Here is a 12823-nt window from a genome sequence, read left to right as displayed (position 1 = left end):
GCGAAGCCAGCGTGCGGGAACAACCGGAGGAGGCGCCGGAACGGCCGGCGCGTGCGGGTCAGTCCGCCGGCGGAGCGGCGAAGCTGAGGCTGGTGGCGATGCGCCGATGCGGCTTGGCGATGACCATGTAGAGCAGGCCGAACGCGGCCAGTGCGGAGAACACCACGACCACCGCCCAGACCTGGAACCAGGGCGCGTCGGGCGGGGCGAGGCTGGCCCGCGGCCAGGCGACGTTGAGCGCCTCGAAAGACAGCCAGGCGACTGCCAGGACGTTCACCGCCAGCCCCGCGCGCCCCAGGCGCAAGGCGCCCTTGTCCGGGTCCCAGCGGCCGACGAGGCGGGCCCAGAGAGCGCAGGCGGCGACGATCAGGAAGACCACGAAGAAACCGCCGCTGCCGAACGCGATCAGCGTGCCGACCGCCGTGGCGTTCAGCCCCAGGGCCAGGCCGAGGCTGGCCAGCAGCGTGCTGCAGATCATCGCCGCCATCGGCACCTTGCGCCGGTCGACCCGGCGCAGCAGGGCGGAGCCGGGCAGGATGGCGTCGCGCGCCATGCCGAAGATCGCCCGGCCGATGTAGGTCTGCACCGACACCACGCAGGCGACGAAGGCGATCAGCACCACTGCGACGAAGGGCCGCTCGGCCCAGGCGCCGAAGGCGTCCACCACCGCCGGGGTGACCGGGTCGACCACCTGGCCGCTGACCACCGCGCCGATGTCCTGGTAGGACAGGGTCACGGCGAAGGCGGTGAGCATCACGGTGAATCCCACCACCAGCATCGAGCGCAGGATCGCCCGGGGAGTGGAGACGCGGGCATCGGTGGTTTCCTCGGAAATCTGCGAGCAGGCGTCGAAGCCGAGGAAAGCCCAGCCGCCCACCGCCAGCGCGGTCAGTACGCCGTCCAGGTAGGAACCGTCCGCATCGCCTGTGCCGCCCGGGCCGCTGAACAGCAGATCGAGCGGATGGTTGCGGAAGAACAGCAGCAACAGCACGCCGATACCGATGGAGGCGATGGCCTCGGCGACGATCCCGGCATTGACGAAGTACTTCAGCGGGTTGATCCCCAGCAGGTTCACCGCCAGGCCCAGCGCCAGCAGCAGCGCGCCGCAGAGCACCTGGCCGTTGGCCGACGGCGGCGCGCCGGTCGCCAGCAGGCCAAGCCAGAAGCCACCGAGGTAGGCCACGGTAGTCAGCGAGGCCAGCGCCGAAGCCAGGTAGAGGAAGCCGGTGAACCAGGCCAGGCGGTCGCCCACCAGGCGCCGCACCCACTGGTAGCAGCCGCCGGCCAGCGGAAACTGCGAGGACAGCTCGGCGTAGACCAGCGCCACGCCGAACTGCAGCAGCAGGCACAGCGGCACCACCCAGACCCAGGAGGGGCCCATGCTCATGGCGCCGAGGGACATCACCGAGTAGATGCCCACCACCGGCGAGATGGTGGCGAAGCCGACGGAAAAGGACGACCACAGGCTCAGCCCGCGCTCCAGTTCCTGGCGATAGCCGTGGGCCGCCAGCAGGCGTTCGTCGCGGGAGGTATCGCGGAGATCAGTCATGGCGGTCTCCGGGCGAGCGCTGCGGGGAAGGGGAAAGGCGGATGCCACCGATGCGATGGGTGAGCATGGAGAGTCCTCGTCGGCTATTGGAATTGTTATGGCCGCTTCCGGGACGAGCGAAAGCGTGGCAGACGCAGGTTAGGCGGATTACCTATCAGGATGAATTCATATTCGATTGGGCTGGCATCAGGAAAACCTGATGTATGGCCAGGCCCCGAGAAGGCCGGCTCCTGCGAAGGGAGCCGGCCGGTCGCGGCAGTTACTTCAGGTCCTCGCGCGGCGGTTTGCCGGGCTGGCTGGCGTAGTCCGGCAGGGCGCTGATCGCCTGTTCCTTGTCGGGGATGCTGGACGGGTCGAGGTCGCCGCCGACGTTGCGCTGGTCGGTGGGGATCGCCGAGGGAATCACCACGGTGCGCTCGGCCAGCGGCCAGCCGAGGATGGTCTCCAGGCGCCCGCCTTCCTCCTCGGGGCCGGTGATGGCGTCCAGGCGCAGCGGCAGCGGATGGCCGATCAGCCGTTCGACCTCGCCCGCCGCCTCCGGCGCGGCCAGGGTCAGGCCGGTGCGGTAGAAGCCCGGCAGGCTCGAGCGCGGCACATAGACCCGCAGCAGGGCACCGTTGCGGATCCGGCCGCGCGCGTCGGGTTCCTGGTCCTGGGCGTAGCCGTAGGCCAGCGCCGGATCGCCGGCGATATAGAAACCGCGCCAGATCGCGTCGAGGTCCTGGCTGCGCGCGCGCACCCCGCCGAAGACAATGCTTTGCGCCGCTTCGAGGAAGGTGCCGTGGTAGCCGACGAACACATAGCCGCGCTCCTCCAGTTGGCGGTGCGCCTGGAGCAGCCGCTCCACCGTCCAGTTCTGCGTGCCGCGGGTGCTGAAGCTGACGTCGCCGCCGTCGCCGAGGAACTCCGCGCCAGTGGGATAGTTGCGCTCCAGCAGGGCGTCGCCGCTGTCCGCCGGGCCCGCGCATTCACCGGCGGCGACCGGGCAGGTCAGGCTCACCACGTCGGCGCTGGCCGCGCCGGCCTCGTCGTTGCCTGTGCCCTGCCGGACGAAGCGCTCGCTCTCGGCGGCGGCCAGGGTCAGGGCCAGACGGGCCTGCTCCGGCTGCTCGCGGATCGCTTCGCCCAGGTCGCCGCCGCTGCCGGGGCTGGCCAGGGCGTTGCGGATCACTTGGTCGACCTGGTTCCACGACAGTCGCGCCGCCAGGTAGAGGGCGACCAGCCGCTGCACCGGATAGCCGCACTGCTCAAGTTGTTCCCAGCCGCGCGGCTGGCGATGACGGGTGAAAGTCTCCAGCGGCAGGTGGCAGGCCTGGTGCGCGGTCAGCGCGGCCAGGCTGCCGCCTTCGGGGAAGTGCAGGCGATGACTGATGACCGTGGGCTTGATGTCCAGGTCATGCTTCGCCGGGTTGCCGGCGAGCACCCGGTAGATCTTGCCTTCCCAGGTATCGTCGAGGTTGCAGCGCTGCTGGGCGAGGTAGTTGTAGACCCCGTCCAGCGGGTCGAGCAGGCACAACACCTTGCCGCTGGCCCATTCGCTCCAGCGCTTTTCCCGGCGCGGCTGGGCCTGGGCCATGACCACGCTGACCCCGGCATGGCTGATGGCGAGCGTCGGCTGCATCTCGTTGCTCTCGTGCGCCCTGACGAAGAAGGTGGCATCGCGCGCCAGCTTCGCCAGCAACTCGTCGCCCATCTCGATGGTGTAGATCGGCGACATGTGGCTGAGCTGGTTACCGGCGTTCAGTTCGTGGATGAACACCTTGATGTTCGAAGGCTTCTCGTGGCCGATCGGCACCAGCCAGTTCAGCGACCAACTGCCGCGCGCCTGGCGCGTGTAGCTGTAGCGCACCGGCTTGTTCGGCTCGACGCCGCCTTCGAGGCGGATGGTCAGGCCGTCGCTGGTGATGCTGAGGGCGTTGTCGATGGCCAGCTTGAGCGCGTCGTTGCCGCCCTCCAGGACCATGGAGTAGTGCAGCACGCCCTGGCCGTTGGTGTCGGCGATGGCCGGGTCGACGCTCATGCGGCTGGAACGCACGCCGTCCTTGAGGTCGAGCACGCAGGCCTTGGCGCATTCGTTCCAGAGGTCGAAGGCTTCCTCGGCGGCGGACGCGGACGAGCCGCCGGCGAGCAGGCCGAGGCTGGCGACCAGGGGGATCCAATGGGGTATCAGGTGCATCGCGATGGCTCCTGTGATGGGTGAAGGATGAGGCTGATCGAGCGGTTGGTTTTTCTTGTCGGGCGGGCCGGCGGAGAGCGGCGGGGCGTCTAGGGTGCGGGATGCGGGGAGGCTGGCGGGGAGCGGAAGAGGGCTTTTATGGGATTTATGAACTGGATTGCAGAGTGGAAGAAATATCCATGGGCGAGGGGACGGACAACCGTTCCTGGGCTTTGGATGAGAGTAAGTGGTCGAGGCACTGGGCGAGTGACGAGCCCCCCTCAGGATCGATCAAGGGGAGCTTGGTCGGGTTGGGATTGCAGCGGTTCCGACTATGCCTGTGCCAGCATCGCCGCGAAGCGTGCGGCGGGCCATTGCTTGCGGTCGGAGACCTGGCCATCGCCGAGTTCCATCAGGCGCAACTCGCCACTGGTCGACTCGACCACGTCGACGGAAAAGAACGGGCAATCGATACGTTGTGCCACCTGTTCCACTAGCGGCGGGACGGCATCGAGACGCCCGTGAGCGCGGCCGTGAAGAACGAAGTAGCGTTCCTCGGTTTCCGCACGCAGCGCCTCGAACTCCCGAAGGCATACACCGCCTTCGATGGTGCCTCGATAACGCTCGATCGAATCGAGGACTTCCCGCACTTCCGCAGCATTGGTGGCCTTCGAGCCGCGCTGGGTGGTCAGGGATTTCACATGGTCCTTGACGAACCAGGCGCGCCACGGGCTTTGCGCCAACACTGCCTCGAAGTCGGCGTTCCTGGACAGGAACAGGGTCGCCGGCGTGAGGTCCTCACAGAGCGGATACCACTCCGGCAAGTAATGGCAGTGCCGATATTGCTGTGGACTGGTCAGGGGCCGTCCGCCAGCGACGAGGATCGCGCCGTGCAGGCGAGCGTAGTTTTCCGGTGTGAGCATCCAGCCGCGATACAGCACCTGGGTGTTTGCCGGAAACTCCGGGCGGGCGCGGAAGCGTCCACTTTCCAGTTCCTCGTCGCAGAACAGCGAACAGGCCAAGCCTGCCGAACGGGCCGCGTCATATTCCTCGGCGAAGAGTTCATCGACCGCGTTGCTGCGGTCGGGGGCGGAGGGGTAAAGCAGGTGCATCGCGAACCTCGCTGGGTCGGTGGATGGTCATTCGGCGACGGCGCAACCAAGACGTACCACGAGCGTGCTGTCGGCCGCCAGTTGCGCATCCGCTGCCAGCGTTAGGGTACGGGCGCCTTCGTAGCGACCGTCGAGCAGACCTTCCTGAAGGACCTGTGCCTTCGCATTGGCATGCATGGCCAGCAGCCGATATCGCACCAGCGCTGAGGTACAGCCGCATTCGCCGGTGGAGCGCCGGGCCTCAAGGGTGAGTGGCAGGTGCAACTGGCCCTCCGCCGTGTGCGGTGCACCGAGCCGGGCGGCGAGGCAGGCGGAGAGGGCATTGTCGAGCGTCGCCGCGTCGGCGAATGGGGCGGCCAGGCAGAGGCTGCCGAGGAGCAGGGCTTTGGCGTCCATGTCGGGGTTCCGCTGGGGATGGAAAGGGCATCATGGCTGAGGTGGCTTTATTCGTCGAACGATGGCTGGCCCTGCCGGTAGATCGGCCAGGACTTCATGCGCTGCGGAAACGGCCTGACCAGCTGCAGCGGCTTGCAATCAAAAACGCTGGGCTCGCAATCAGGGTGGTTTTGTCCGGAAGCTCGCGAAGGGGCGGCATGGATGAATTTTGAAAGTGGGAGTTCGTTAATGAACTGATCAGAGGAAGAACTAGGTATGAACTTTACCATGTTAAGCCAATTAGTGAAGGCGGCGCGGTTTATAACATTGACGGGATTCGTGTGACCAACCCAAAACGTCATATTGAACTTCACAAGAAGGGGGAGTGAGATGGAGAAGAAAACAATCTCCGATTATACCGAGACTGAGTTTTTAGAGTTTGTTAGAAAAATCTGCCTAGCGTCAGGGTATAAGACTGAAGGCGAACATACTAATGCGGTTTTGAAATTCGAAACTTTATCTGAACACCCTGATGGCTCCGACCTTATTTATTACCCGAAAGAAGGTCAGGATGACAGCCCGGAGGGTATCGTAAAAGAGGTTAAGAAGTGGCGCGCCGCCAAAGGCCTTCCTGGCTTTAAGGCCGGCTAGTTGGCCATCAACAAGCCCCGTTTCGACGGGGCTTGTTCCATGTTGACGCTGCTCTATCTTGACAGTCTGTCCTGAATATTCTTGAAGACAATCACATTATGAACCGCAACCACCGCAAATACCCATCGTCGGGCGCACGAGCTGCCGTAGCGAGCGCTCCACGTTGGCCAGCAGCCCACCTCTCCCTACTGGAAAGTCAGGTCAATAACACGTGGTGCCACGTAAGGATGGGCGTTCCTACTGGCCCCTCATACGCCAGGCTGCTACGGCAGATCGTGTCGCTAACCTCAAGGGACACAATCCGCAAGAACGCGCGTCCCTGAAAAAGCGCCTGCTGCGCAAGTGGATGAGCAGATGAGTACATCCAACATCCAGGCATTGGCCAGCACTGGGCACAGCTCGCCAAAGAAGCGGGATTCCGAGCCGACTATGACAGCACATCAACGCCAGAAACACATCTGGCCTGCGGAGTAACCCAAGAGTGGATTCGAGAACACATCGTTGCCACCAACGATATGCGCCTGTTCGGCCTGCTGCATTTGTTGGGTCAGGCATCGTTGCGCATGGAGCAAGCGTTGTGGCCGGAAGATTACGAGCGAATGACTCGTAAGGTCAAGGGAGTCCAGCGGGAAGCTGAAGGCGACAACGCCAAATCGTACATTTATGAAGAAGTCATGCAGATAAGGCAGGAGCGCTTCGATAAAGCACGACATAATTTACAAGGGGTTTGTCATAGGTATCAAGGATCCAATTATTTTACAGTCCTGATACTAGTATTGTGGTTGTTCTCAAAGAGGATGGAATGTTTTTGTCAGGGTGGTATCTTGAGCCAGGAAGCAGACAGGAAAAAACTATTTTGAGAATGAGGTGGTTTAAATGAGCATGGCACTTATTGATCTTGCAAGAAATTTTTTGGATGGATCGTTAAGCGGAAAGAGTTTCACAAAAAAATTCTTTGAAATGTGGCGTAGCGAAGGTGCGTCAGGCATGCTGAAAAAGGATGATGATAATCTTGGCGCTTGCCTCAGGCTTATGTTTGGAATGGCAGATTGCTTCACGGATGGACCGAAGGATAATGATGGTGAGATAAATGAAGAGGAGCTAAAGCAGGAAGTTAGAGAGCTTTTGAAGAAATATAAATATATCTAGCTGATGATCCTTTATATCCGAAGATATAGATCAGGCGAAGTCAGTTTATGGGCTTCGCCTGTTTCTTAGCCAATCCATGCTTCGAGAGCAGATGTAAATCGCCGGATTGTCAGTTAGTGCGTCAGTCGCAAAGTGCGTGAGTCTGCGATGTTGAATTGAATGCCTTGTGCATTACTATCCTGCTCCGGCAACACTACCTGCCTTCCCCGACGCCTTGAGAGCTAAGCCAAAAACTTCTATTCAAGGTGGTGGTGGGTTGCGGAAGCGCTGGAAGGATAAAAAGGGAATATCTATAAATGGGATTCTCAGCATGGCAGTTTTGAGATGTATGACAAGAGAGGGCGGCACTTGGGAGGGTTTGACTCTAATACTGGTGCTCGCACGAAGTCTGCTGATCAAAAAAGGAGTGTAGAAGCATGACTGTATTGATTTCTGGGTACCTACCATCGGGAAATGATGAGTCCTTGAAATATGAAAAAACTGTTCCTTTCGAATATATTTCGCAAGTTATGGAGGTGATGCGCTGGAAGAAAGGGGGGAATATTGAAGGTGAATATCCTGTTAAGAATGATGATGTTGTAAGGATTGAGGAAATTCTAGGCGAAAAGCTTCCGGTTGGATTGGAGTATTTTATTGGGGTTTACGCCTAGCTACAGGTTATAGAGGAAGGCCCAACTGCATGGACCTTCTTTTTAAGCTAGACAGCTATTAGAGTTTTCCTTGGTCTGATAGTTGTAAAGAAAGAGAGCGTTTCTGGAAAGACCTAGATTTTTAGTAGTCATAGAGAAAAAGATCACTCTGCTGCTTTAAGCCCTGACTCCTTTCAGGGCGTATGACGGGGTCAGGTCCGGATCAGCGGGCGTGGGCTGTCGAGGAGTTGGGGGCAGTCGGAGAGGGGGATCCAGGTCTTGCCTTGCCAGTGCAGGGTGTCGATCTCGGCGGTTTTCCAGTGCAGCACGGCGCGCTGGGGCGTGGCGTTGGGGTGGGACTGGCTGCGCAGGCGTGGCAGCACCGAGCCGCTGACCCAACGGCGCAAGCCTCGCGCCGCGCCAGGCACTGCGAGCCAGAGCAGAGCGTAGAGCCCGGACTCGCTGACCAGGCAATCCTGGCGTGGCCCGTGGCGTTCGTCATGGAGCCAGGCGAGCCGCCACTGATCGGTGTCCAGATGCCGCTCCAGCGCATGGCAGAGGGCGAACAAGCGCTCGCGCTGTTCCGCCGTCGCCAGCGGACACGGCGCCTCGTCACACAACGCCGCCGGCGCCCGACCGCCCAGGTAACGGCCCAGCAGCCGTACCAGGTCGGAGAGTACGAACCAGCCTTCCTCATCCAGCAGCACGGCGCGCAGGACCCGATGGTGGTGGGTGAAACAACTGGGGTGGAGGAGGGCGTCAGACATGGCGCACCTCCGGGGAGGTGGTGGGGTGAAGCAGTGTGGGTGGAGATATGAAGGTGGTGATAGGCATTTCCGTTACCTCTGCTGATGGCAAAACGTAAGCGTTCATTCCAAGACATCCTGCCATCCCGCTGACTTCCGCCCTAGAGTGACCTCGCATTCAACAACGCGAGGTTATTTCCATGAGAAAACACCGCACCGCAGAACAGTGGCAAGTCCTAATCGGTCAGCAGCGTGACAGCGGCCTGTCGGCCACGCAGTTCTGCAAGGAGCACAAACTCGGTTATGCCAGCTTCTGTAGTTGGCGCAAGCGCCTGTTGAGTCAGCCGGTCGGTGAGGCTGCGGATTCTGGTTATGCCAGCTTCCTGGATCTGTCATCGCTGATGGATGACTCGGCCTCTCCCGGAAGCGGCTGGAATATCGTGCTGAGCCTGGGTAATGGTGTTGAGCTAAGGCTGAGCCAGATCAGATGATCGGTCTGGATAGCCAGGCCCGGATCTGGCTGTGCACCGAGCCCACGGATATGCGTAAATCCTTCCGGGGGCTGAGCGCTCTGGTCCGCAATCAACTCAAGCAAGATCCGCTCAGCGGGCAGTATTTTGTCTTCGTTAACCGTCGCAAGACCCAAATGAAGATGTTGTATTTCACGCCCACGGGCTACTGCCTGTGGGCCAAGCGACTGGAGCAGGGGCAGTTCCGGGTACGGCCGTCTTCTTCGGGACAGCGCCCCTTAAACCTGACTGATCTCCAGTTGCTGATTGACGGTATCGAGGTGCAAAAGTACCGTCAGTTCAAGCGTTTTCGGGGCACGTAGCGGGTTGTGTTCCGGTATAATATCGGCCATGAATTCAATGGCTTCCGCGTCCTATTCCAACGCCCCTTCCTACTCGGTACTGGCCGAGGAGAATGCCCTGTTGCGTGAGCAGCTACAGGTCATGCAGCGGCAGTTGGACTGGTTCAAGAAGCAGCTGTTCGGCCCCAAGTCCGAGAAGCAGGTGTATGACCTCCCGGAGCAGGGCGGCCTGTTCCAATCGAATGATGCGGCTAGCCCGGAGAAGCCTCTCGATGCGGAGAAACGCCCGGTTCGGGCTTATCAGCGAGGCACCGGAAAGAAACAGCGGGACGACGACTGCCTGAACGATACGGGTCTGCGTTTTACAGCGGACGTGCCAGTGGAAGTTGTTGAACACCTGCCGCCGGAGCTAAGCGGCCCCGACGCCGACCAGTACGACATCCTTGGCACCAAAACGACCTATCGGCTGGCCCAGCGGACGTCCAGTTACGTGGTGTTGCAAGTGGAACGCCCCGTATTTCGGCGCAAGGGCAGCGACAAGCCCGTGACCACGCCGGCCCCGTCCAACGTACTGGACAACAGCCTGGCCGACGTCAGCTTGTTGGCGGGTCTGATGGTCGACAAGTTCCAGTTTCACCTACCGCTGTATCGCCAACACCAACGCATCCAGCAAGCGGGTATTACCCTCAGCCGCAGCACCCTCACCAATCTGATCAAGCGATCTATTGATCTGCTGCGGCCGATCGTGGATGCCCAGACCGACAATGTTCTGCGCAGCCGGGTGTTGGCGATGGATGAGACGCCGATTAAAGCTGGCCACCAGGGTCGGGCAGGCCCACAAAAAGGCAAGATGAAATCCGGCTGGTTCTGGCCGTTATACGGCGATGCCGATGAAGTGGTGTTCACTTACTCGAACAGTCGAGGCCGAGCCCATATCGAGCAGGTACTGAACGAACAGTTCAGCGGAACTCTGATCAGTGACGGCTATGCTGCTTATGCCCGCTATGCCGCCGCACAGCAGAACATCATCCACGCGCAGTGCTGGGTGCACAGTCGTCGTTACTTCATTGAGGCGCAGAAGGACCACCCGATAACTGCCACCGAAGCCCTTCAGCAGATTGCCAAGCTATACACCAACGAAGAAGAGATCCGCGTCCAGCAACTGACCGGCGAAAAGAAACGCCAGTACCGGCTGCTCCACTCAAAGCCGGTGGTCAGCGACTTCTTCCAATGGTGCCGGGATCAACTGGCACAGGGCGGTCTGCTGCCCAGTGATTTATTGACCAAAGCACTGAACTACGTGCTCAGCCGTGAAGCCAGCCTGACCGTCTTCCTGGAAGACCCAGACGTCCAGCCAGACACCAACCACCTGGAACGGGCCCTGCGCCCCATTCCCATGGGACGCAAGAACTGGCTGTTCTGCTGGACTGAACTCGGCGCGGAACACGTGGGCATCATCCAGAGCCTGATCACTACGTGCAAACTGCACGACATCAACCCGTACACCTATCTGGTGGACGTGCTGCAGCGCATCAGTCAGCACCCGGCCAGCAAGGTCGCTGACCTGACGCCTCGGCTCTGGAAGACCCGGTTCGCCGATAATCCGTTACGCTCGCTGATCGATCCGCGCCATTCTGATCGACAGACCGCACAGCCAAAGGGCACCCTCCATGCGCATTGAAGACATGAGCATCGATCAGCTATTGGAGCTGAACCGAATGATCTGCCGGCGCATTGATGAACTGCAAGATCAAGAAAACCTGCAGGCGCTGAGTCGGCTGCACGTGGGGCTGAAGGTGACCTTCGAAAGCCGAACTGGCTTGACTATGGGGATCGTCACCAAGATCAACCGCAAGAGCGTGATCGTCCTGGCCGAGAACGGCACGAAACAGTACAAGGTCTCACCGGAATTGCTAAGGCCCCTTCGGGACGTAAAGTAAGTCCAGTACGTCGTGGAATGAACGCTTACGGCAAAACAGCGTTGAAAGCTGGGCGCCGGGAGCTAAGAAACCCTACTACCTAGCTAGAGGGCCGGACATATTTCCCTTTCGGGTTTTTTATTAGTCCACTCCCGGCATTACAGAGGTTTTTGAGGGCGAGAGAGTACCGCAGACTCAAAAAAGCCGCTTGCTTGTCGGGAGCGGCTTGGCCGCTAGGTAGTTGGGCGTTTCTTAGGCGCCGGTGGCAGATTATTGCGGCAAGAGGGACGAAACAACCGAGCTGAACGAGCGAAGTTGAAAGACTTTCTCTATCAAAGGAACCCTGTGAAACAGGGTATTTGGGCCAATTCCGCGTCGTCCGGTGCTTAGCCGCTTTGCCCCATCTTGCGAATCACGCTTTGCGTGATTTGCCCTACGTCTTCCAGAGAAATATCCGACGCTCCGGCCCGCCCCATCAGGAGGCCGAGCGGAATCGTCGTGTAGGGGGTTGAGCGGCAGGAGGCCGCGAAAGTCGCCTCGGTCCACGAAGGACCGTGGCGGCGTGCCCCCGGAACGGCGATGGAGGGAGGGAACCCCAGTCGCAAAGCGACTGGGGCCGGATGCAGGGGCAAGCGCTTTGGTTACTTTCTCGCGACTGAGAAAGTGACTCGCCTGGGAAGGCGAAACAAAGACTTGCAGCGAACTGCGGGTTTGGGGAAACAACTGGGAAGCTGGGAGCAGGTAATACGGTATCTACGGAAGTTTCAGAATTTTGTAGAGAGATACGTTCACTCTTTGGCTATGTTGTTAGCCACGCCAAAGGGAATATGGACTGACGGTAGTACAGATGAGGCAGGGTCTAGATGTAGTCTTTGGTCATCAAAAAATATGTGAGGGCTCAATACTTCTAATACGGATTTTTTTTCGATTCCGCCCAAGAAAAATGCGGAATTTACTCTTATGTTCCAGTGGCGCATTGTATTAATTACGCGCTCATGTGAAGGGGCATTTCTAGCAGTAACAATGCTGATGTTAAGTACTGGAGAGTATGTGGGGTCGTTTTCTTGTTGTTCCTGCTCTAATTTTTGTATGGTTGATATTTTTTTAAGGAACTCTGCAAGTGGACCTGGGTTGTGTGGTGTATTGACAAGACTTTGCTCATGATCGTGGAAGTCAGATAAATTTCTCGTTTCTTGATAAATTGACTCCGCTTCATCATCAGCAATTACACCGTCAAAGTCGAAAGCTATTCTTAGCTCTTTATCTTCAGGGTCGTCATATGCGGCAGTCTTTAGTACTTGTCCAGCAGGGTAGCCAGCAATCATTGCTTGTTTTACATCTGTTTCATTTGCTGAAAGGAATAGGCTGATTTTTAAGGCAGGTATATAGTTTTGTGGTGACCTTCCTTGTAGAAATACTGCTCTAGTCATAGGTAAGCCATGGTGCTCAATTGATTTCATGACTCTTAAGCCTGTATCTGGATCGTTTCGCGAAAGTAAGATGACTTCGACTGGTGGGTCTTTAGGGGAAAGTTTGTTTAGGGAAAGTAGTCTTCTAATAAAGGAGAATGCTACCCCATGGGGGAGTGGTTTGTTTTGATTTTCCCTTTGATATTTCCTGTAGGCATCCTCTCCTTCTGATCTAAAGACACTATCTGACTCTTCAAGATTAAAGAGGGCGCTTGAGGCTAAACCTATTACTAATCTCTTTTCTAAATCGTACGGCAT

Annotated in this window: 14 protein-coding genes and 3 pseudogenes; 11 read left to right on the top strand and 6 right to left on the bottom strand. The window is 59.1% G+C overall.

Annotated features, from left to right (window positions below; all coding sequences use genetic code 11):
• Nucleotides 1–58: 58 nt before the first annotated feature.
• From LE197_RS16265 to LE197_RS16250, 4 genes are all read right to left on the bottom strand, one after another.
• Nucleotides 59–1549 (bottom strand): APC family permease, encoded by a 1491-nt coding sequence (locus LE197_RS16265; RefSeq protein ID WP_023109069.1) that lies wholly within the window; start codon nucleotides 1547–1549, stop codon nucleotides 59–61.
• 259 nt (nucleotides 1550–1808) lie between these two features.
• Nucleotides 1809–3725: an exotoxin A gene (gene toxA / locus LE197_RS16260; protein WP_023109068.1), complete on the bottom strand. Its 1917-nt coding sequence runs from the start codon at nucleotides 3723–3725 to the stop codon at nucleotides 1809–1811.
• 311 nt (nucleotides 3726–4036) lie between these two features.
• The gene (locus tag LE197_RS16255) at nucleotides 4037–4816 is read right to left on the bottom strand and encodes an ATP-grasp domain-containing protein (protein ID WP_003101828.1); all 780 of its coding nucleotides are present in this window, start codon (nucleotides 4814–4816) and stop codon (nucleotides 4037–4039) included.
• 27 nt (nucleotides 4817–4843) lie between these two features.
• Complete coding sequence (locus tag LE197_RS16250; protein WP_003082340.1) at nucleotides 4844–5212, bottom strand: DUF2195 family protein; 369 nt, start codon at nucleotides 5210–5212, stop codon at nucleotides 4844–4846.
• A gap of 233 nt (nucleotides 5213–5445) precedes the next feature.
• On the opposite strand from LE197_RS16250, the gene LE197_RS37315 reads away from it, so the two are divergent.
• The 7 genes and pseudogenes from LE197_RS37315 to LE197_RS16220 all read left to right on the top strand — a co-directional run bounded on the left by LE197_RS37315 (nucleotide 5446) and on the right by LE197_RS16220 (nucleotide 7641).
• Complete coding sequence (locus tag LE197_RS37315) at nucleotides 5446–5580, top strand: hypothetical protein (protein WP_323300530.1); 135 nt, start codon at nucleotides 5446–5448, stop codon at nucleotides 5578–5580.
• Nucleotide 5581: 1 nt separating this feature from the next.
• Complete coding sequence (locus LE197_RS16245) at nucleotides 5582–5842, top strand: bacteriocin immunity protein (protein ID WP_003082343.1); 261 nt, start codon at nucleotides 5582–5584, stop codon at nucleotides 5840–5842.
• A gap of 167 nt (nucleotides 5843–6009) precedes the next feature.
• Nucleotides 6010–6200, top strand: a pseudogene (locus tag LE197_RS16240) (hypothetical protein); the annotation flags it as partial.
• Nucleotides 6197–6552, top strand: a pseudogene (locus LE197_RS37145) (hypothetical protein); the annotation flags it as partial. The pseudogenes LE197_RS16240 and LE197_RS37145, both read left to right, overlap by 4 nt.
• 166 nt (nucleotides 6553–6718) lie before the next feature.
• Complete coding sequence (locus LE197_RS16230; RefSeq protein ID WP_031638247.1) at nucleotides 6719–6991, top strand: colicin immunity domain-containing protein; 273 nt, start codon at nucleotides 6719–6721, stop codon at nucleotides 6989–6991.
• Nucleotides 6992–7157: 166 nt separating this feature from the next.
• Nucleotides 7158–7411 (top strand): annotated as a pseudogene (locus LE197_RS37310) (colicin E3/pyocin S6 family cytotoxin).
• Nucleotides 7408–7641: a pyocin S6 family toxin immunity protein gene (locus LE197_RS16220; protein ID WP_071533957.1), complete on the top strand. Its 234-nt coding sequence runs from the start codon at nucleotides 7408–7410 to the stop codon at nucleotides 7639–7641. Before LE197_RS37310 ends, LE197_RS16220 begins: the two are co-directional and overlap by 4 nt.
• A gap of 191 nt (nucleotides 7642–7832) precedes the next feature.
• On the opposite strand, the gene LE197_RS16215 is transcribed toward LE197_RS16220, so the two are convergent.
• On the bottom strand, nucleotides 7833–8387 hold the full coding sequence (locus LE197_RS16215; RefSeq protein WP_023090737.1) for a Bro-N domain-containing protein: 555 nt from the start codon (nucleotides 8385–8387) through the stop codon (nucleotides 7833–7835).
• Between the two features lie 179 nt (nucleotides 8388–8566).
• Here LE197_RS16215 and tnpA point away from each other — a divergent pair, with 179 nt between their 5' ends.
• The 4 genes from tnpA to LE197_RS16195 are packed head-to-tail and all read left to right on the top strand — an operon-like array spanning nucleotide 8567 to nucleotide 11117.
• Nucleotides 8567–8857, top strand: a complete 291-nt coding sequence (tnpA, locus tag LE197_RS16210; protein ID WP_004423344.1) for an IS66 family insertion sequence element accessory protein TnpA — start codon at nucleotides 8567–8569, stop codon at nucleotides 8855–8857.
• Nucleotides 8854–9198: an IS66 family insertion sequence element accessory protein TnpB gene (tnpB, locus tag LE197_RS16205; RefSeq protein WP_004423345.1), complete on the top strand. Its 345-nt coding sequence runs from the start codon at nucleotides 8854–8856 to the stop codon at nucleotides 9196–9198. Before tnpA ends, tnpB begins: the two co-directional genes overlap by 4 nt.
• A gap of 28 nt (nucleotides 9199–9226) precedes the next feature.
• Nucleotides 9227–10858 carry an IS66 family transposase gene (gene tnpC, locus LE197_RS16200; RefSeq protein WP_004423346.1) on the top strand — a complete coding sequence of 544 codons (1632 nt, stop codon included), beginning with the start codon at nucleotides 9227–9229 and terminating at the stop codon, nucleotides 10856–10858.
• Nucleotides 10848–11117, top strand: coding sequence for a hypothetical protein (locus tag LE197_RS16195; RefSeq protein ID WP_003458515.1), 270 nt, complete (start codon nucleotides 10848–10850; stop codon nucleotides 11115–11117). The genes tnpC and LE197_RS16195 overlap by 11 nt, the downstream gene beginning before the upstream one ends.
• A gap of 767 nt (nucleotides 11118–11884) precedes the next feature.
• Here the strand turns inward: LE197_RS16195 and LE197_RS16190 are convergent.
• Nucleotides 11885–12823 (bottom strand): 5'-nucleotidase, encoded by a 939-nt coding sequence (locus tag LE197_RS16190; protein WP_023090736.1) that lies wholly within the window; start codon nucleotides 12821–12823, stop codon nucleotides 11885–11887.

The sequence above is a fragment of the Pseudomonas sp. PS1(2021) genome, from assembly GCF_020405165.1.
In the GTDB taxonomy this organism is placed as follows: domain Bacteria; phylum Pseudomonadota; class Gammaproteobacteria; order Pseudomonadales; family Pseudomonadaceae; genus Pseudomonas; species Pseudomonas aeruginosa.
This window is presented reverse-complemented; position numbering and strand designations above follow the sequence as displayed.